The sequence below is a fragment of the Micromonospora sp. CNZ280 genome (assembly GCF_011759515.1).
Genome location: NZ_JAAOYP010000002.1, coordinates 1,016,714 through 1,036,938, shown reverse-complemented (window position 1 = coordinate 1,036,938; position 20,225 = coordinate 1,016,714). Strand labels below are relative to the sequence as shown.

Sequence of the window (20,225 nt, the reverse complement as noted above, 5' to 3'; positions counted from 1 at the left end):
GTCTACTCCCTTGAACGGTCGGGGTAGTGGCCGGTGTCAGCGCAGGGTGAGTGGGGTTTCGGCGTCGATGTGGGTCAGCTTGTGCGGGTTGCGGACGAAGTAGAGACCGGTAATGCGGGTGTCCTCGACCCGCACCGCGATGACACCGTCGAGTTCCCCATCGACGTGCAGCGCCAATGCGGGGCTGCCGTTGATCGCGGTCGGTTCGACGGTGAGCGCGACGTCGTGCTTGGTGAGGCCCCTGACCATGAACCGCGCCACCTTGTCCGCGCCGCTGACGGGCCGCGGGGTGGCCTGCTTGATGCCGCCGCCGTCGCTGATCGCCACCACCTCGGGGGCGAGTACGTCGAGCAGGCCCTGCAGGTCCCGGGTCTCGAGCGCGCGCCGGAACGCTTCGACAGCCGCTTGTGCCTCGCGCGCGGTGACCGCTCGGCGCGGTCGGCGGGCTTCGACGTGGCGGCGGGCGCGGTGGGCGATCTGGTGGACGGCGGCGGGGGATTTCTCCACCGCGGCCGCGATCTCGTCATAGCCTAGCCCGAACGCTTCGCGCAGCACGAATACTGCTCGTTCGGTCGGGGTTAAGGTCTCGAGCACGACCATCAGCCCCATCGACACGCTTTCGGCGAGTTCAACATCGGCAGCCACATCCGGAGTAGTGAGCAGCGGCTCCGGCAGCCAGTAGCCCACGTACGCCTCCCGGCGGCGCTTCACCGCACGCAGCCGGTTGAGCGCCTGCCGGGTGGTAATCCGAACCAGGTAGGCGCGCGGGTCGTCGACGTGCGCCGCGTCGACGCCGACCCAGCGCAACCAGGTTTCCTGCAGGACGTCGTCGGCGTCTGCTGCGGATCCGAGCATCTCGTAGGCGACGGTGAACAGTAGATTGCGGTGCGCGACAAACGTTTCCGTCGCCGCGAGGGTGGCGTGGTCACCGTCGCCGAGACTCGCAATCTCGCCCTCGGCCTGCCGGGGAGCGCTGGATTCACCTGTCGTATGCATGAGTTCCTTCCTGGAGGTGGTCGTAGGGCCGGTACGGGCGCACGATGTGCGGCGTTCTCGATCCGAACGATGCACACCGTGCGACTGGTGCGGGAAACCGGCGTCTACGCGCTCGGTGTCGTCACGTTCTCATTCCGGGCTCTTAGCAGGGCGGGCCGGTGTTCACCATCCTTCGGCCAGTGGTGCGAGCCTGGCTTGCGCGCCTCGGTCATCAGGTGCTTGACGCTGGCGGTGCAGGAGAACTCCTTGAGCTTGCGGCCCATGAACCCGGTGAAGTACAACCGCTTCGCTGTGTCGTCCTTATTGAGCAGTTGAAAGATCCCGGTGCCGCGCCCGAAACTGAAGCACATGGCCTGGAATGCCAGGTCGATCGGCGCCGGCCGCTCACCCGCGAGCCGGGCCAGCATCGTGTCGGCTGCGTGGGCGCCCAGGCATCCAGCGATGTAGGCACTCATCCGGAACGGCAGGTCCGACGGCGCCGACGCGTCACCCGCCGCGATGATGCGATCGCTGTCGATGCTGGTCAGTGTCTCGTCGGTGAGCAGCCGCCCGGCGGCGTCGGTGCGCAACCCGCTGCGGTCGGCCAGATCGGGCACACCGAAACCCGCGGCCCAAATGGTGACCTGACTCGCCAGGGTGCGGCCGTCACCGAGTTCCACGGTTCCCGACCTCACCGCGGTGACCGACGTATCTGGGCCTTCGATTACCTCGACGTCCAGTTTGGTCAGGTATTTGCGGGCTGTGCGCCGAGCGCTGGGGTGCAGGCACGGGCCGAGGACACCGCCGCAGACCAGCCTGACGCTGCGACCCTGTTCCGCGAGTTCCGCAGCGGTCTCGATCCCAACCGGACCGCCCCCGACGACCGTCACCGTGGCCGTCATAGGCGTGTCGAAGAGCACCGACCGCAGCCGCTGCGCGGCCTCCAAAGTCGCGACCGGATAAGCGAATTCGGCCGCGCCCGGCACCTGCGGGCCGCCGCTGAGGCTGCCTACCGCGTAGATCAGGTAGTCGTAGCCGATGCTGCCACCCTCGGCGAGGGTCACGGTGCGCCCAGTCGCGTCGATGTGCGTCGCATTGTCGACCACCAGCTCGACGCCCTCCGCGAGTACCTCCTGGTAGTCGACGACCGCATCGTGGGTCCCGCCCACCAGCTGGTGCAGCCGCAGCCGCGGTACGAAGACCTGCCGCGGATTGATCACGGTGACCGTCACATCGTCGCGCTGCCGCACACGATTGGCCGCCATCACTCCGGCGTATCCGCCGCCAATCACGACTACCTCGGTTCTCTTGCCCATGATGTCTCCTTCGATCCGAGTAGGTCGAGAACAAGACACCGCATCGACAAAAATCCTGACCTCTTGTGAAGCAGATCACAGCATTGTTCGACCTATGGGCTCGCGTGCGATCGACGCACCGATGGTTCCGCATGGAAATCGTCGACCGACGAGGCTCCGGGGAGTGATCCACATCACTGGTCAAGGCTGTCGGAAAATCGCGGCCAGCGGTATCTCGTTCAGCAAGCACGCGAACCAGACAGGAGTCTCAACATGAAGCACCGCATCGTCGTTCACGGGGCCGGATACGCCGGTGCCTTCTCCGTCACATTCCTGGCACGCCAGCTCCACTCCGACGACTTCGAGATCACCGTAGTCAACGCCGAACCCGATTTCGTGGAGCGGCTGCGTCCGCATCAGCTCGCCGTCGGGCAGGAGCTACGCCACCGGCCGCTGGCGAAGGTATTCGCGCGCACCGACATCCGGCTACGACTGGCACGCGTCACCAGCGTCGACGTCGAGCATCGGACCGTCACTCCTTCCGTCGGCGGCGGTGTCGACCGCTCGAATACGACACCCTCCTCTACGCGCTCGGCAGCACCACCGCACGACCACGGCGTTCCGGCGTCGGTGGTGCACACCGCCGCCTCAGGGGCCGGGCGGCGGTGTCGTCGCTGCCGTGGCCGGCCCGCCGCGGACGGTTGGTGGACCCGGCGCTGCCGCGCGGTCGTTCAGTGGTCCGGCCGTCCGGTAAGGCGGCAACTGGTGTCCTCTGCAGACGCAGCGTTAGCAGTGGCGTAGATCACATTGATGTGCAGATGCATTGGTCGCGTCGCCACGTCACGTGACGTGGCCGTCTATGGGCGCCCAGTCGCCGTGAGCCTCGCCGACTCCGCCGCTGCGTTGCGGGCGGTGCTGGACGACATCGCTCAACTCAGGGCACTGGCTGAGGTCGGGGTCGCATGACACCGTCACGGCAGCGGCGGCGGATCGTCAGGTGCGAGCGCCGGCGGCTGGTCGGTCGCCTTGCCGCCGCCTGCCCAACCGCCGTCCGCGTCGCTGCCTTTACCGGATCGGATAGGGCTACGGCGTGTCGAGTTCAGCGCCGCCGAGCCGGGTACGAACGATGCTGCTCGGGCACCTGGCGAACAGATGCATCACCGGTGCCGTCAGTGAGCCCTTTTCGTGCGCCCAGCAGAGTGGAGGTTGATCGTGTAGGTGGTTGATCTTCGTTCGTAAGCTCGTCGTCGCTTGCCGGTGGAAGTCCGGTCCGGGTAGCTGCCAGGAGGCCCGGTAGCAGACTGGCGGCTCGGTCTGGAAACGGGTCGGGTCGAAGCCCAGTGTCGAAAGCCCTGTTGGGGGAGCGACTGAGCGGTCCGTAGCGTGAAGCGAAGCCTGCGGCGTCGTTACTCAGCTGCCCGTGAGGGTGGCACAGGGGAGTGCTGAGCCCTTCGAAATCGGGGTGAAGGCCATGGAAGCGGTGAAGCACCTGGATTGCAGCCGTGAAGGACTCCTCGGCGTATGGGGCGCGGAACGTTCAGATAGTGGCGGCGGGAACTGGGGAGGCCCTCCCCGGCCCGGTGACCTGCGCGTATGTCACCGGAAGCGCGGCGTTCTATAACCGATGATCTCGGGAAGTGAGCGACCGGCCGGGAGGGCGTCGGAGGCGGTCGTAGTACCGATCGAGCCGGGCGGACAACACAACCGCCGGTGAGGGAAGGGCCGCTGCTTCGTCGGTGCGTGTGGTGTTGAGGAGGGGCCCGGTGAGTGCCGTTTCGGCTAGTCCCGCCGCTGGCGGATCGATCGTTGATCCGGTCCGTGCCTTGCAGCGTGCGCTGTACCGGGCGGCCAAGGCCGATCCCGGACGTCGGTTCCACGCGCTGCGAGACAAAGTCCTGCGCAGGGACGTCTTGTGGCGGGCGTGGGTCGCGGTGCGTCGTAACGACGGCGCGCCGGGCATCGACAAGACCAGCCTTGACCAGGTCGAGCAGGACGGCGTTGGCCGGCTGCTGGATGACCTGGCGCGCGAGCTCAGGGACGGCAGCTATCGGCCGTTGCCGGCGCGGCGGGTGTTCATCCCCAAGTCCGGCAGCAGCGAGTTGAGGCCGCTGTCGATCCCGTCGGTTCGTGACCGGATAGTGCAGGCCGCGGTGAAGATCGTGCTCGAGCCGGTCTTTGAAGCGGACATGCTGCCGTGCAGTTTCGGGTTCCGCCCGAAACGTTCGGCGCACGATGCCCTGCAGGTGCTCATCGAGGAGTCCGCGCGGGGTAGGCGGTGGGTGGTCGAGACGGATATCGCCAACTGCTTCTCGGCGATACCGCACCAGGAGTTGATGCACGCGGTTGAGGAACGGGTCTGCGACCAGGCGCTGTTGAAGCTGCTGCGGGTGATGCTGCGCGCAGGAGTGATGGAACACGGTCTGGTCCGTCGGGAAGTGACCGGCACCCCGCAGGGCGGGGTGATCTCCCCGTTGCTCTGCAACGTCTACCTTCACCGCCTCGATCGGGTGTGGTCGACGCGGGAGCATGGGGTGCTGGTCCGGTATGCCGACGACGTGTTGGTGATGTGCAAGTCCCGCGAGCAAGCCAACGCCGCCCTGCAGCGGTTGCGGCAGTTGCTGGCCGATCTCGGCCTGGAGCCGAAGGAGGCCAAGACCAGGATCGTGCACTTGCAGGTTGGTGGGGAAGGCGTGGACTTCCTCGGCTTCCACCACCGCCTGGTGCGGTCCCGGCCTCGCGACGGACAACGCCCGTTCACGTTCCTCGCCCGCTGGCCTGCGGACAAGGCCATGCAGCACGCCCGTGACCGGATCCGGGACCTGACCGCCCGGCGCAGGCTGCTGCTACCTGTTGAAGCAATCGTGCAGGACGTCAACCAGTTCCTGCGCGGCTGGACCGCCTACTTCAAGTACGGTCACTCAGCTGAACGCTTCAGCAAGATCAGGTACTACGTGCGGATGCGGATCGCGTTGTGGTTGAGCAAGCGCTATCGCCGCAGCCGACACTTCGGCCGTTGGGCGCTGCTGAACTTCACGCCCAACGAGTTCGGCCTGGTCAGGCTCTACGGAATCGTCGTGCAACCCAGGGCCGGCAAGCCCTGGCGGGACAAGCCGAATGCCGGCGGTGAACGACGTCGGTAAGCCGTGTGCGGGAGAACCGCACGCACGGTTTGACGGGCGGGAGCTGGAAACGGGGCACGTCAAGGCCAGGGTCACAGCAGTGGGACAACCGCGCGGGAAACCGCAGGAACTCGAAGGCTGCTGGACCTACCGCAATGGCACGCCACCGCGCCAGCTCCCGACCCTCCATCGTGACGGGCAGGTCACGGCGGGTGGAACCCTGCCGCGCCAGTGCCGCGGCGCCCGCCGCGGCGGCTGTTGAAATCGCTGTCCGGTTGTCGGAGCACAGTGATAGGAAGCCGGGGTGCACAAATTTCTCACGTTCTCTGATCATCTGCGGCTGATTGACGAACGGTCGACCGCCTTCCGCGCCGCGGTCGCTGCGGCGCCCAGCCTCGACATGCCGGTGCCGACCCATCCCGAGCGGACGCTGTTCGATCTCGTGCAACACGTGGGCATGGGCCGCCGCAAGTCGGCCGCCATCGTCGCCGCAGGGCCTGCAGACGCTCCCCCGGAGAAGTCCGCTTGGGAGGACGGCACGGGTGCGCCTCGGGAACGCGAGGCTCTCCTGGCCTGGTGGACCGAGTCCGTCGAGCGACTGACGAGCGCGCTGCGCGAGGCGGGCCCGGACCGCGGTTGTTGGACGTGGTGGGGTGACTCGCAGTCACCGCAAACCTCCGGTGCATGGGCGCGGCGCCAGGTTCCCGAGATCGCGGTGCACACCTACGACGTCCAGCTCACCGTGGGTGCCCCGCAGCCGCTGCCGAACGAGGTCGCCCTCGACGGTTTCGACGACTGCCAGTTCACCCTCTGCTCGACGGATGTCGCCTGGCCGCACGAACCCGCCGTCGTCGATTACTACGCCACCGAGGGCCGCTCTTGGCGCCTTCGGCTGTCCCGCGACGGCGCATGGGCCGCCCGCGTCGGCGCGCCGGCTGCCAGCGAGGACCCGGACCCGGACACGGCCGACGCCTCCGCCCGGGGCACGGCCAGTGACCTGGTCCTGTTCTTTTACGGCCGCATACCGCCGGATTCTCTGAAGCTGAAGCTGGACGGCGACCGTCGCATCTTCGACCAGCTCATCGCCTGGGACCCGTCCGTGTAACGCCTGCGGGTTCGCCAACTGGGAGCGCGCACGCGGTGCATGCCGGCAGGCTCGGATGGCGCGCCCTCCGGATGATCCCGGCGGTGGCGTCTGAGGGCCAAGATCCACCACGCCTGTGCCCAAACCATACCGGTCAGCCCAACGGTCGCGAGGACAGCCGCGATCAGCCATCGCTCTGCTTCGCGCGCAATCGCGGCTCCGAAAAAGCCTCCGTAGGTCATCACCAACAGTGCCGCAGGTGCGCGAAGGTTTCGGAAGGGCTGGACCCAACTGGCTGCCGCAAGCACGACCAGAGCAACGACGATGAACCATGGCGGCTCCTGGGGCACGTCCACAGGCTAGCGCCCGTTCGGATGCTTGCCAAGCAGGGTGTACCTGGTTCTGAAACAAGCGGATCAAGAGACCGTGAGCCAATGTCATCGTATGTAGCGGGCGTCTTCGGCGGCTTGAAGGACCAGGCGGTCCGAGCCCGGTCGACCGCGCCCGTCCGGGCTCGAAGCACCACGTCCTGACCGAGGGCGCCGGCATCCCTCTGGCAGTGTCGCTGACCGGCGGCAACCGCCACGACGTCACCGAACTGCTCCCGCTGATCGACAAAGATCCTACCGGCACGCGGCCGCCGTGGCCGACCCCGCCAGCGCCCCGACCAGCTGTTCGCCGACCGCCCTACGACCACGACAAGTACCGCCGGGCTGTGCGGGCCAAGGGCATCCGTCCGCGGATCGCTCGCCGATGCTGTAGCAGCCGTGGAACTGCCGGATCCCGTGCAGCTTGTGGTAGTTCGTGGGAAGCCGGCGCGGGCGCCAGGCCGGCGCCCATCCGGTGCCGGCCTGCGGTCGGATGACCAGGGGCCCGAACTCGTCGAAGGCGAACACCCGCTGCGGGAAGTGGCCGCTGACGTACTCGATCCGGGCGAGTTTGGCGTCACGCTGCGGGTCGGTGGACTCCTTCCACGTCTTGGTCCTCTGGAAGGTGATCCAGTGTCGGTGCGCGATCTGCCGCAGCCGTTCCCGGCCCCACCCGGACCCGTCGGGGAGTGAACGCGCAGGTGGTCGGCGAGCTTGCGGACGCTCCAGCGGGGTTCGTGACCGGTTTGCTGTCTGATCTTGAGGTGGAGACGTGCGGTACTCCGACGCTGCAGGTAAATCCGCGACTGACGTAGACACGGCAGCCTCCCCGCACGGTACGCGGAGAGGCTGCCGTCGACTCAGCGCCCGGCAGGCCGGGGTGACATCCGACCGCAGCGGGTCACAACTGCGCAACCCAGTACGGGCTGATGTCCATCCAGCCGTTGGCGGCCGCGCCGTTCTTCCGGCCGCTGCTGGCGGTGCTCAGCGTGTACCAGGCGTCCACGAAGTCCGGGTCGTCGGTGTACCAGGAGGTCGGGATGGCGTCCAGGATCGCGTTGACCAGCGGGGTGTACGCGCCACCGTCAACGATCACCAGCAGGGCGTTGGCGATCGCCTTGACCAGCGCCGAGTAGTTGGTGTCTCCGTCGTCTTCCATCATGACCACGTCGGCCAGGTTGTACTTGTACGACGAGAAGTGCACGAGGAGCTGGTTCGGGTAGTACGTGGTGCCGTCGTGGTCCAGGTACGGCATCTGCACCAGGTCGACCTTGACCTTGCCGTCCAGCCCGAACCCGGCCACGATGTTGTAGATCTCGGCAGCGCCCTTGATCCAGGGTTCCTTGTCGTCGCTGAGCCGGATGGCGTCGACTTTGGTGGCCCAGTAACCGGCTGCGGCGGTCATCTCCCCAGCCGAGGCACGGGACGCGGGCCGCGCCGAAGCCGTCTGGCCGATGCCGAGCTCGCCCAGTTCCTCGCGCATCATCGTCAGGCCGGCGGAGAGCGCCTGCTCGGTGTCCACGTCGACCAGCAACACCGGCCGCTGCGGCACCTGGGCGGCGTCCAGCACCACCTCGCCACCGGAACGGTCGTACGCGGTCACGCTCGTCACCGAGTCGTCGGCCGGGGTGGCAGCGACCAGCGGCGCCTCGCCGTAGGCCAGTTCCGCGCGCATGTCCGGGTGGGCCAGCCGCAACCTCAGCAACGAGCCGGTGCCACCCGGCAACCCCTTGGCGATCAACAGCCGCTGGTTGGCCGAGCGCAGGTCCTCGGTAAGCGGGCCGTTCACCTTGACGGTGAGCAGGTCAACCGGGCCCGTCGCGGTGGCGGAGCTCAGCCGATGCATGGTGGACCGGTCGGCGAAGGCACCCGCCACCTGGCGGGCCACTCCGTCGAGGATGTGGTAGACCGGGCTGGCGGCGACGGTTGCCGGTGCCGGGTGGTCGGGTCGGGCGTACGCCGGGGTGGCGACCGTTGTGGCCAGGGTGGTGGCCGCGATGCCCAGCGACACGGCGGCGCGGCGGAAGGTACGTGGGTTCACGTGGACTCCTCTGCGTGTCCCGGCCACCGACTTGTGGCGGTGATCGAGATGCTGACGGCGATAGAAGATTGATATATACGCATGAAGGTTTCGTCAATGATCCGTTTGTGAACGCAAGGCGTCAGGTTTGACGGTGGCTGCGCCGGCACCGGGATGGCCGGGTGACCTCGAACCAGCTGGGGGCGCGGGCACGGGCCCTTCGTGCGGCAGGCAAGATGCCCAAGCTGATCGCCCGGGACCTGCGGTGAAGCCCTCCGGCGTTCTGGCGCGGCCGCCCAGAGGAGACCGAAGTGGTCGGCGTGGCTGAAGCGGCGGCTGTGGGTGCCTGGGATTCCAGGTCGACGGCCGAAGTGGGCCGATTACGAGCGCAATGATCGGTGTACATCTATGTAAGACCGTCTGTCGGTCTGGCGTCGTCCTGAGTTCCGGAGGATCCATCCCACTGGCAAGGGTCTGACCAGCGCTTCCCGTTCGGTGACCTCTTCGGCGACAGCGAAGTGCTCATCGTACGGATCAGCTTTGTCCGCCGGCGTCGCCGGGCGGCGACTGCTTTGGATGCCGCGAGCAGCGCTGGTACGGCATACCCCTGGGTTCCCGCCAAGCTGATCTTGCAGCTCAGGCCGGGTGTGGCGGGTCCGGGTGATCGATGAGGGCGGGGCTCCAGGTAAGAAAGCAGTCGACCAAGATCTGTGAGTGGGCGGTCATCCGGTACGGCGGTCAGTCGACGCTGACCCGGACCGGTTCGCCATCTGCGGCCTGGACGGTCAGAATGGTCCGATCGCCGGCCACGGTCACCTCACCCCGGTCGGTGCGTACCGGCCGGTCGGTGGCGAAGATCGCGACATCCTCGGGCTGGGTCGGCCGGAGCAGCACCTCCGAGCCGTTCCGGGCCACCAGTTCGCAACTGCTCTCCACCAGTATGGCCGGCCCGACGCGGATTCCGGCGGGCAGCATCAGCCCGGCGCGGGCGCCGATGCGCAGCCGCCGGCCGGACAGTACCGGCTTGTCCCGGTGCCACAGGCCGAACTCGATCGCCGACGGCGCGACGTTGACCAGGTGAAGCAGCCGCTGGCCGGACCGGTCCACGGTCGAGGTGAGCAGCAGCCCGGGGTCGCCTGCGTCGTGCCGGAGCCGGGGTCGCACCCCGAGCCGGTTCAGTGCTGCTCGCCAGAAGTCCAGGTGGCATGGGTAGTCGGTGGCGATCACCACAGCCCGGCCGGCGCCCACGGTCACCTCGGTGCCGCACGGCCGGCCGGAGCCGACTTCGGTGAGGAGCCGTTCACCGGGCCCGGCGAGCAGTTGGGCGTAGCCGACCCGGACCTCGGCGGGGCCGGCCGCCCAGTCGTGGCCCACCACCGATGGGAAGTAGTGTGGCCCGCCCTCCAGCCAGCCGTCCGGCCGCAGCCCGAGCGCGTCGGCTAGCAGGGTGCACGGCGTGCCGTCGTGGTCGCGGGAGGGCAGCGGCCCGTGCAGCAGCAGCCGGCCGCCGGCCCGCAGATGGTCGACCAGCCGCTGCTGAACGTCCGAACCGAGGGTGGGGGCGGTGGCCAGCACCAGCACCGGCGGTGTGCCGCCCGGCACGTGTGCTGCGTCGCCCGGGGCCTGCAGGTCCGCTGCGGGGAACGAGTAGCCGGCGAGCAGCAGTGCCCGCGCCAGCACGTCCCGCGCGCCCATGCCGCGGAACCGTTCCAATTCGGCGACCTGCTCCGCCCGGCTGATGGACGCTGGGTGGTGGTACTCGGTCAGGTAGTGGTCTCGAACGAATCCGAGGGCGAACCCGTCGTGTTCCTCGTCGCCGTCGGCGAGCAGGTCGCCTACCCCACGTACGGCCTGCAGTGTCCGCCTTACCGCCGCGTACGTCGGGTTGAGCTGCCCCTCGGGGCCGACCGGGGCGGCGAAGCCGTGCCGCTCGCCGGTGAACGCGATCCGGTTGTTGCCGTCGCCGACCGGCTCGGCCATCGGCGGGTTGTGGCCGCCGGCGAACAGGTAGAGGTTGAGCAGCCGGTTGCCCTGCGCCACGCAGAGCCGGGTCTTCAGGTCGATCGCCTCGGGTGGGTAGAGCGTGGACAGGTCCTCGCCGTAGTCGCCGTTGCCGGCCTCGAACTCCAGGCAGGTCAGCGGCTGGGCGCGGTCGTGTGTGGCGGCCAGGAAGGCGTTGGACACGTACAGGTCGGCGACGTTGCCGACGGTCAGGTCGCCGAGGTAGTAGTCCGAGCCCGAGGTGAGCTGCGGCTGCCCCCGGTACGCCTCGACCAACTGGCTGATCCCGATCGGGAAGGTGCGGCCCCGCCGGTCGGCGGTGCCATGGACGTTGACCAGGAACGGCACCCCGGTCACCCCGTGCCGCTCGGCGCTGGCCCGCAGCGCCGCCACGTACCGGCGGTAGCGGTCCCGCATGTAGCGGCCCAGGTCGTCGTGCAGCGCCAGCGACCGCTCCTCGGCCGGGGTGCGCAGGGCGGTGGACCACGCCGCCGGGTCGGCCGGGTCGGCGCCGATCCGTGCCGCAGCGGTGTCCTTGCCGTACCGCTCGACGGCCCAGCGGGCCAGGTCGGCGCAGAGGCCGTCGGTGAGGTCGGGGGAGTTGGTCACCCAGGACAGCATGCCGATCTCGTTGTCGAGTTGGACCGCCACCACCGGTCCGCCGCGCGGCGCGAGCCGCTCCGCCACCAGCGGCATCACCTGGGCGTACCAGCCGTCGGCCGCGGCGAGGAACTCGGGCGCCAGGTAGTCGATGGTGCGGGTGCTGATCGGCGCGCCGTCCCAGGTGGTGGGGAGCAGGCGCGGGTACTCGGCGTACACCCGGTAGGGGATGCCCTCGTTCTTCAGCTCGGCCATGACGAACGGGCCCGGGCGGACCACGGCCCGTAGTCCGCGCTGGTGCGCGAGGTCGAGGAAGCCGGCCAGGTCGCGCTGCTCGTGGGTACGCCCGGTCAGGTCGACCGAGCCGTCCGGCAGTTCATGCCACAGCCACGGCACGTAGGTGGCGACGGTGTCGCCGCCGCAGTCGCGGAGCTGGTCGAGCCGGACCGGCCAGTCGGCCCGGGGGACGCGGAAGTAGTGCACCTCACCGGCGAGCAGCAGCTCGGGCCGGCCGTCGACGAGGATTCGGTGATCCCGCAGTAGTACTTCTGGCATTTGGGGCAGGCCTCCTCGCACGGGAGATTGTGGACCCGAGGGTTGTGAACTTCCTCGCGGCTGCCTATGGTCGCCTGAAACCGGTTTCTGTGAGGCACGTTACGGATTGAGGGAGCGATGGGCAACAGCCGTATGACGGTTCGCGAGATCGCCAAGCTCGCCGGTGTCTCCGTGGCCACCGTCTCGCGGGTTTCCAACGGGACCGGCCAGGTCTCGGAGGAGATGCGCCGCCGCGTGCTGGAGGCGATCGAGAAGCACGGATACCGCCCCGACCACCTCGGCCGGGCCCTGGCCGCCGGCCGGCACGGTGCCCTCGGTTTGGTCTTTCCCGGTCTGTCCGGCCCCTACTTCACCGAGCTGATCCAGGGCTTCGAGTCCGAGGCGGTGGGGTCGCGGGCCAGCGTGCACATCCTCTGCACGCATCTGCGCTCCGACTCCGATGATCAGGTGCTGGAGATGGGCCGACGGGTGGACGGCGTCGCCGTCATGGGCGGCACCATCTCCGACGAGGCGTTGCTTCGGCTCGCCAGGATGGTCCCCGTGGTGGTGGTCGCCGGCGAGGGACCCGGCGACATCCCCTCGGTGCGCGCCGACAACGCCGGCAGCATGCTGGCGCTCACCCGTCACCTGATCGCCGACCACGACCTGCGCGATCTGGCCTTCGTCGGCAACCCGGCGGGCTCGCCCGACGTCAGCGAACGCTGGGCCGCCTTCCGGCGTGCGCACCACGATCTCGGCGTCGAGCCACCGGCCGAGCCGGTTGCGGTCAGCATGCAGCAGGCCGACGGGTTGCTCGCCGCCGAGCAGTTGCTGGGCGGCGACGCGCCCCAGCCAGGCGGGGTGGTCTGCGCCAACGACGAGATCGCCCTCGGCGTGCTGGTCGGCGCGCTCGGCCGGGGCCTGCGGGTGCCGCAGGACCTGGTCATCACCGGCTTCGACGACGTGCCGGCAGCCGCCCTCGTCACCCCCTCCCTGACCACCGTCCGGCAACCCGTACGCGAGCTCACCGCCGAGGCGGCCCGGCTGATCCTGCGTGCCGCCGACCAGCCCGACAACACCCCCGCGGGCAATCTCGTGCTGCCCACGGAACTCGTCCTGCGCGGCAGTTGCGGCTGCACGGCGCCGCCGACTGGAGATACGGGCAGGTGAACAGCTCACACCCCTAAAAACCACCAAACCCTCGGAGGTACGACATGAGAAGTAGGCGGTTAGCCGCCGCGGCCGCGGTCGCCTTGGCCGCGTCGGTCGCGCTGGCCGGTTGTGGCCGTGACTCGGGCGGCAGCCAGGACGAGGCGAAGTCCGTCGGGGCAGGCAAGGCGAGCGGGGACATCACCGTCTGGGCGATGGGGACCGAAGGCGAGAAGCTCGCTGAGTTCGCGAAGGAGTTCTCCACCGAGAATCCCGACGCCAAGGTCTCCGTGACGGCGGTGCCATGGGACGCGGCGCATCAGAAGATCGCGAGCGCCATCGCCGCGAAGCAGACGCCGGACGTGTCGATGATCGGTACCACGTGGCAGGGCGAGTTCGCCAAGTCCGGCGCGCTCGACCCGACCCCGCCGGACCTGATCAAGAAAGACGACTTCTTCCCCGGCGCCTGGGACACCACGAACGTCGACAACACCTCGTACGGCGTCCCCTGGTACGTGGAGACCCGGCTGATCTACTACCGCAAGGACCTGGCGACCAAGGCCGGGTTCCCGGACGGCCCGAAGACCTGGGACGACCTCAAGGCCATGGCCAAGGGCATGAAGGACAAGGCCGGCGCCAAGTGGGGCCTCAACCTCCAACCCGGCAAGACCGGCAGCTGGCAGTCGGTTATGCCGTTCGCCTGGTCCAACGGCGCCGACGTGGCCAGCGCAAACAAGTTGAGCTTCGACACACCGGAGATGACCGAGGCGCTCGGCTACTACCAGTCCTTCTTCAAGGAGGGCCTGTCCCCGACGGCGCTGCCGGACGGCTCGCTCGAGCCCGGCTTCGTCAAGGGTGAGATCGGCGCGTTCATCTCCGGCCCATGGCACATGGGCATCGTCGAGGAGCAGGGCGGCGCCGGCTTCAAGGACAAGTACGCGCTCGCGCAGATGCCGACGAAGAAGTCGTCGACCTCGTTCATCGGCGGCAGCAATCTCGCGGTCTTCAAGGACGCCAAGAACCGTGACGGCGGCTGGAAATTCGTGCAGTGGCTGAGCAAGCCAGAGGTGCAGGTCAAGTGGTACCAGGCGGTCAAGGACCTGCCTGCCGTGCAGTCGGCCTGGACCGACCCGACGCTCTCCGGCGACACGTTCCTGGCCGCGTTCGGCCAGCAGCTCAAGAGTGCCAAGGCGCCGCCGTCGATCCCGACCTGGGAGCAGATCGCGGCCGCCTTCGACCTTGAGGTCGAGAAGCTGTGCAAGCAGAACGCCGACCCGGCCGCGACCGCCAAGGCGATCCAGGAGAAGGCGAGCGCCATCGGGGCCGGGAGCTGACATGGCCAGCGCCCCCGCGGCGACGGCACCGGCGCGACCGGCCGGGGCGAGAAGCCCCGACCGGCCCGCCGGGTCGGTCCGGCGACGTCAACGCCTGCGGCGCGCGCTGACCGGCTGGGCCTTCTCCGCACCCTTCACCGTGCTGTTCGCAGTGTTCATGGCACTGCCGGTGGTGGTCTCGCTGGCCATGAGCTTCACCGACCTGCGCTCCACCGACCTGCGCAACCCGCTCGCCGTCAACGTCGTCGGCATCGACAACTACACCCGCCTGTTCTCCGATCAGCTGTTCCTGCGCTCGTCGGTCAACACGCTGGTGTTCGTCGTCATCGGCGTGCCGCTGACGATGGTGCTGGCCCTGGCCGCCGCGACCGCGCTCAACTCCGGGCTCGTCCGCTTCCGCGCGCTGTTCCGGGTCGGTTTCTACCTGCCGGTCGTGACCAGCATCGTGGCGATTGCGGTGGTCTGGCGCTTTCTGCTCGACCCCGAGATCGGGCTGGTCAACAACCTGCTGCGACTGGTCGGGATCGACGGGCCGAACTGGCTGTACGACACCAGGCTCGCGCTGCCGTCGCTGATCGTCATGGCGGCGTGGCGCAACTTCGGTTTCCTGATGGTGATCTTCCTGGCCGGACTCCAGGCGGTGCCGGCCGACCTCTACGAGGCGGCGACGCTCGACGGCGCGACGCGGTGGCAGCAGTTCCGCAACGTCACCCTGCCGATGCTCCGGCCGACGCTGCTCTTCGGCGGGGTGGTCACCGGCATCGGCTATCTCCAGTTCTTCGAGGAGCCGTTCGTCATGACGCAGGGCGGCCCGCTCTCCTCGACGCTGTCGGTGTCGTTCCACATCTACAACCAGTTCGGCTTCGGCAACTACGGCTACGCGGCCGCTGCCAGCTATGTGCTCTTCCTGGCGGTCGTGGCGCTGTCGGTCGTGCAGTTCCGCCTGCTAGGAGAGAGGAACTGACGATGGCCACGAAGGACACCAGCCTGCGTACCCGTGACCGGATCGCCAGGACGCTCCTCCACGTCGTTCTGGTCCTCGGGCTGCTCGCCGTGGCCGGACCGTTCGTCTGGATGGCCCTCTCGTCGGTCAAGCCGGAGCGGGAGATCCGCGAGGTGCCGCCGACCTGGTGGCCCGAGACGTTCACGCTCGACAACTTCCGCGAGCTGTTCTCCCGGCTGGACTTCCCGCTCTACTTCTTCAACTCGGCCTTGGTCGCGACCGTGGTCACGGTCGGCAACGTGCTGTTCTGCTCGCTCGTCGGGTACGCGTTGGCAAAGCTGCGCTACCCCGGCAAGCGAGTGCTCTTCCTAGCCGTGCTCGGCATGCTCATGGTGCCCGGCATGGTGACCTTCGTGCCGCAGTTCGTGCTGGTCAGCAACATGGGCCTGACCAACACGTACGCCGGCCTGATCCTGCCGTTCCTCGTCGGACCGTTCGGCGTGTTCCTCATGCGGCAGTTTCTCCAGTCGATCCCCGACGACCTCATCGAGGCGGCCCGGGTCGACGGCGCCGGCGAGTTCCGGATCTTCTGGCGGGTGGTGCTGCCGCTGTGCCGGCCGGCACTGGCCACCCTCGGGATCCTCACGTTCCTCGCCTCCTGGAACAACTTCCTATGGCCCCTCGTGGTCGCCACCACAGAGGACAAGTACACGTTGCCGGTCGCCCTCGCGCTCTACAGCGTCGGCCAGAACCGCACCGACTACGGTCTGCTTCTCGCGGGAGCGGTCGTCGTCGTGCTCCCGGTGCTCATCGTGTTCCTGCTTCTCCAGCGGCACTTCCTGCGCGGCATCGCGACCACCGGAATCAAGTGACCCATCCCCGGAACCAGACAAGGAGACTCATGCGACGCCTTCTCGCACCGCTCCTCGCGCTGGCACTCGTGCTGGCAGGCGGCTCGGCCGCCGTCGCGGCACCCGACGAGCGTGGTCCCGACCGGGCCCTGCTCCGCTATGCCAAGGACACGTGGCGGTCGATGGCCGCCATGACCGACCCCGGCACCGGCCTGGTCGCCGACAACATCACCGGCGACCTCGCCGCCGGCGGCCGCGCCACCTACACGTCCCCCACCAACATCGGCGGCTACCTGTGGTCCGCGGTGGTCGCCCGCGAACTCGGCATCATCCCGCCCGCCGAAGCCCGCGAACGGATCGCCAGGACCCTCGACACGCTCGCCCGGCTCAAGCACCACACCGCGTCGGGCATGTACTACAACTGGTACGACCCGCGGGACGGCTCGGTCGTCACGGTTTGGCCCGACAACGGCAACACTGTCTATCCGTTCCTGTCCAGCGTGGACAACGGCTGGCTCGCGGCCGCGCTCAACGTGGTCAAGGGCGCCGTGCCGGAGCTGCGCGGCAAGGCCGACGCGATCCTGCGAAAGATGAACTTCGGCTTCTACTACAACCCGGCGGCGTCGACCCCGTTCGGGGCCAGCGGCCTGATCGCCGGCGGCTTCTGGGACGCGCCACCGCCGGGGTGCTCGCGGCAGCGCGACGGCGTCTGGTTCACCTGCAACCACTACGACATCACCGTCACCGAGCCGCGCATCGCGACGTACCTCGGCATCGCGATGGGCCAGATCCCGCCGAAGGCCTACTACAACACGATGCGCACCCTGCCGGCCACCTGCGACTGGAGCTGGCACGAGATGCAGCCGGTCGGCTTCGACACCACCTACGAGGACGTTCCGGTGTACGAGGGCGCGTACCGGTACCGCGGTATCCAGTTCGTACCCAGTTGGGGCGGCGACATGTTCGAGGCCCTGATGCCCGACCTGTTCGTGCCCGAGGCGCGGTGGGCGCCCAACAGTTGGGGTCGTAACCATCCCGCGACAGTCGCCGGCCAGATCGAGCACGGGATGAATGACGCCGGGTACGGTTACTGGGGTTTCTCCCCGGCCAGCGATCCGGCCGGCGGTTACCTGGCCTGGGGTGTCGACGCGATGGGCATGGACACCGACGGCTACCCGTCCGACATGGAGCGGTCGAAGTTTGATGCGGGGTTCGGCGATTGCCGCCCGGCAGGCCCGGACCCCGACTACGGCGACGGCGTGGTGACGCCGCACGCGGTATTCCTCGCTCTCCCGTACGCCAAGGCAGCGGGCGTCGACAACCTCGCCCGGCTGAAGGCCAACTACGACTCGTACGGCCCCGGCGGCTTCTACGACGCGATCGCGGTCGGCAGCGGCACCGTGGCCAAGCGCTACCTCTCACTCGACCAGTCCATGATCATGGGCGCGCTCGGCAATGAGCTCGCCAACGACCTCCTCCGCCGCGCGTTCGTCTCGCCGCAGTTCGAACGCCGGATCCGTCCACTGATCGCCCAGGAGACGTTCAACGTGCCGGCCAACCAGAACCTTCCACAGCTGCGCGGAGCCGTCTGACGGCATCGTAGGAGGTAGCCGGTCCCCATCCAGTCGATCGCGCCGCAGGAGGGAAGTAGGGCCCTCGGCCGCCGCCGCCGGGCCCTACTTCCCTGATCGAGCAGGATCTTGCCGGTGGCCGGCGCGACGGAGGCCGGGCCGAGGCCGGACGGTCCCGCGGACATGACTGGCCGGTACCCGGCGGAGGGCGCCAGTCGTGGCGGGCACGAGTCAGGCCCGGGGCACCTCGACCAGCACCGCGCCGGGCTGCGGCAGGTCCAGTTCGATCACCGCCGCTCCGGCATCGGCGGAGGGCTGCACCTTCTCCACCGTGAGCTGGTCGGCAGCGCGCAGCGCGGCCCACTGCTCGTCGGTCGGCCACTCGGCGACCCCCAGCCGCTCGGCGAGGGTGGTGATGTCACCGTGCTCCCGGTCGAGCCGGGAAACCAGGGCCGGCCGGCCGGCCGCGCCGTCGATGACCAACCGGATCCGCCGGGCCAGCGCCGGGTCTCCGTCCCGCTTGTCCTGGTCAAGGGTGGACACCCAGACCAGGATCGCCAGGCCGCCGTCGCCGCGCCGGCTGGCCCAGGTCTGCACCAGGCCGTCGGCGCCGTCGCCGGCGGCCCGTACCGGCAGTTCGGTCTCGCCGAGCTGGGCGAGCATCCGCAGCGCGTGGTAGCGCGGCTTGGCGATACCGCCGACGGTGAGCAGGCCGAACCCGCCGTGCAGCAGCCTCGGCGGCCGGCCGAGTTCCTCGAAGTGGTCGCTGGCGACCCAGTAGGACAGTGCCTCGACCCTGCCGGCGGCCGACCGCATGCCGGTGAGCAGGAACGTGGCGGCCGAGGTGCCGTCGTTGACCGGGTGGAAGTGGGTGGGGGTGACGCCCCACTCGGTCCACAGGATTCGCGTGTCGGGGAAGCCGAGGCGGGCCAGAGTGGGCCGCAGGTCCAGCGGCGGGCTGCCGTACGTGTGGGTGGAGACGAAGTCCACCGGCGCCCCGGACCGCACGGCATGCTCCAGCAGCGCGTCCACCCAGCCAGCGGCCGCCGACGAGGGCCCACCCACCGGAATCCTCGGGTCGACGTCCTTGACCGCGCGGGCGGTCACGTCGTACAGCCGCATCCATTCCTCGCGGCTGCCACTCCAGAAAACCTCCAGGTTGGCCTCGTTCCACACCTCGAAGTCCCAACCGAGCACCTGCTCGCCGTACCGGTCCAGCAGGTGTGCCACCAGTGCCCGAACCAGCCCGGACCACCGGTCCCAGTCACGCGGCGGGGAAATGATGCCGCGGTAGGTGAAGACGGTACGGTCCGGGTCGCTGGCCAGGTCGCGGGGCATGAACCCGATCTCGACCACCGGCGTCATTCCGATCTCCAGGAGCAGATCGTAGATCTGGTCCACGCGGCTGAAGTCGTATACCGGCTCGCCGTCGATCTCGCGGTAAACGCCAAGGTCGTCGTGCAGGATCGAGTGCGCCCGCACGGTGGTTACGCCGATCTCCTCGCGTACCCGGCGGAGCGCGGCCAGCAGTTCGATGCCGATCTCCCGGCCGCCTGAGCGGTCCCGGCAGAGCAGCTGGGACAGCCGCTCGCTGCCGATCATCGGCTGCCAGGGACGGTGCAGGGTGGTGCCCGCGGCGTCCGCGTCGAGGCGCAGCGTGACGGTAGGCGGTTCCTCGGCGGTCGGCAGGGCGGCCGCCGTGACCGGGTCGCTCAGCGCGCCGGTCACGGTCACCTCGGGTACGGCGGCCACCGCGTACGCGTACCGCTCGCCCGGGGTGCCGGTGGTGTCGACATACCAGGTGTCGGGAACGGAGAGGACGTCGCCGCCGAGGTGGTCCAGCGGGGTGAACGGCCCGGACACCCGATCACCGTCCAGCGTTGCACGATGCACCAGATAGCCGACTGCGCCGTCGACGGGTTGCCAAGAGAGGCGGACGTGTCCGTGGCCGGGGGTGGCGGTGAGCCAGGCCGGCGGTGGCAGCTCGGGTAGCGCGGCCGTGCCGCCTTCGTCGCTGCGGCGGGCGATGCGGGCTTCCCAATCGGTCCGGGCGTCGGACGACTCGGGTCCGCTGGCGTTCGTCACCGGGTACCTCCTGGCGGTCGTGGTTGAACCGGTTCGAGGAATGTAACCGGTTACCGTCGGTCGTGCGATCCGGCTACCGGCGGCGGGCGACCTGCCTGCGCACCCCGTAGCTGACAGTGGAGCGCCATCGCTAACCAAGATCGCCGGAAACACCGTTAGCGAGACAGACTCTGACCCGGCCCCACCACCATCGGGGGCGGTCAGCTTCCGACCACCGCGCGACCGCTCGCCCATCGGCGGGGTCAGCGACAGCTGTGCGGCGGCCGGGGTGGCGGCGGGGCGGAATGCCGATCCGG

13 protein-coding genes and 1 pseudogene are annotated in these 20,225 nt (G+C 68.9%); 9 read left to right on the top strand and 5 right to left on the bottom strand.

All coding sequences use genetic code 11. From position 1 onward, the window contains the following. Positions 1-36 precede the first annotated feature (36 nt). Positions 37-996, bottom strand: a complete 960-nt coding sequence (locus FHX32_RS19725) for an RNA polymerase sigma-70 factor (RefSeq protein WP_167185031.1) — start codon at positions 994-996, stop codon at positions 37-39. 104 nt (positions 997-1,100) lie between these two features. After that, positions 1,101-2,291 carry an FAD-dependent oxidoreductase gene (locus tag FHX32_RS19720; RefSeq protein WP_167185028.1) on the bottom strand — a complete coding sequence of 397 codons (1,191 nt, stop codon included), beginning with the start codon at positions 2,289-2,291 and terminating at the stop codon, positions 1,101-1,103. Between the two features lie 252 nt (positions 2,292-2,543). On the opposite strand from FHX32_RS19720, the gene FHX32_RS34570 reads away from it, so the two are divergent. From FHX32_RS34570 to FHX32_RS19700, 4 genes and pseudogenes are all read left to right on the top strand, one after another. Continuing rightward, positions 2,544-3,071, top strand: a complete 528-nt coding sequence (locus FHX32_RS34570; RefSeq protein ID WP_208418887.1) for a hypothetical protein — start codon at positions 2,544-2,546, stop codon at positions 3,069-3,071. Between the two features lie 962 nt (positions 3,072-4,033). Next, on the top strand, positions 4,034-5,410 hold the full coding sequence (gene ltrA, locus FHX32_RS19710; protein ID WP_167185025.1) for a group II intron reverse transcriptase/maturase: 1,377 nt from the start codon (positions 4,034-4,036) through the stop codon (positions 5,408-5,410). A 283-nt stretch (positions 5,411-5,693) separates the two neighbouring features. Further along, entirely contained in the window at positions 5,694-6,494 is an 801-nt protein-coding gene (locus FHX32_RS19705; RefSeq protein ID WP_167185022.1) for a maleylpyruvate isomerase N-terminal domain-containing protein, read from the top strand. A gap of 460 nt (positions 6,495-6,954) precedes the next feature. Next, positions 6,955-7,227: pseudogene (locus FHX32_RS19700) on the top strand (transposase); the annotation flags it as partial. Between the two features lie 515 nt (positions 7,228-7,742). Here FHX32_RS19700 and FHX32_RS19695 read toward each other — a convergent pair. Together FHX32_RS19695 and FHX32_RS19690 are read right to left on the bottom strand one after the other, a co-directional pair. Then, positions 7,743-8,882, bottom strand: coding sequence for a DUF3103 family protein (locus tag FHX32_RS19695; RefSeq protein WP_167185019.1), 1,140 nt, complete (start codon positions 8,880-8,882; stop codon positions 7,743-7,745). A 717-nt stretch (positions 8,883-9,599) separates the two neighbouring features. Beyond that, complete coding sequence (locus FHX32_RS19690; protein WP_167185016.1) at positions 9,600-12,017, bottom strand: beta-galactosidase; 2,418 nt, start codon at positions 12,015-12,017, stop codon at positions 9,600-9,602. A gap of 117 nt (positions 12,018-12,134) precedes the next feature. On the opposite strand from FHX32_RS19690, the gene FHX32_RS19685 reads away from it, so the two are divergent. From FHX32_RS19685 to FHX32_RS19665, 5 genes are read left to right on the top strand one after another with little or no spacing between them, the layout of a single operon-like run. Then, positions 12,135-13,166: a LacI family DNA-binding transcriptional regulator gene (locus FHX32_RS19685; RefSeq protein ID WP_167185013.1), complete on the top strand. Its 1,032-nt coding sequence runs from the start codon at positions 12,135-12,137 to the stop codon at positions 13,164-13,166. 44 nt (positions 13,167-13,210) lie between these two features. Next, a complete protein-coding gene (locus FHX32_RS19680; RefSeq protein ID WP_167185010.1) occupies positions 13,211-14,479 on the top strand; it encodes a sugar ABC transporter substrate-binding protein in 1,269 nt (422 codons plus the stop codon). Between the two features lies 1 nt (position 14,480). Beyond that, a complete protein-coding gene (locus FHX32_RS19675) occupies positions 14,481-15,443 on the top strand; it encodes a carbohydrate ABC transporter permease (protein WP_167185007.1) in 963 nt (320 codons plus the stop codon). Positions 15,444-15,445: 2 nt separating this feature from the next. Next, positions 15,446-16,294, top strand: coding sequence for a carbohydrate ABC transporter permease (locus FHX32_RS19670; protein ID WP_167185005.1), 849 nt, complete (start codon positions 15,446-15,448; stop codon positions 16,292-16,294). Positions 16,295-16,323: 29 nt separating this feature from the next. Beyond that, positions 16,324-17,865: a DUF3131 domain-containing protein gene (locus FHX32_RS19665; RefSeq protein WP_167185002.1), complete on the top strand. Its 1,542-nt coding sequence runs from the start codon at positions 16,324-16,326 to the stop codon at positions 17,863-17,865. Between the two features lie 210 nt (positions 17,866-18,075). Here the strand turns inward: FHX32_RS19665 and FHX32_RS19660 are convergent, their stop codons facing one another. Continuing rightward, entirely contained in the window at positions 18,076-19,707 is a 1,632-nt protein-coding gene (locus tag FHX32_RS19660) for a GH39 family glycosyl hydrolase (protein ID WP_208418886.1), read from the bottom strand. Positions 19,708-20,225 lie beyond the last annotated feature (518 nt).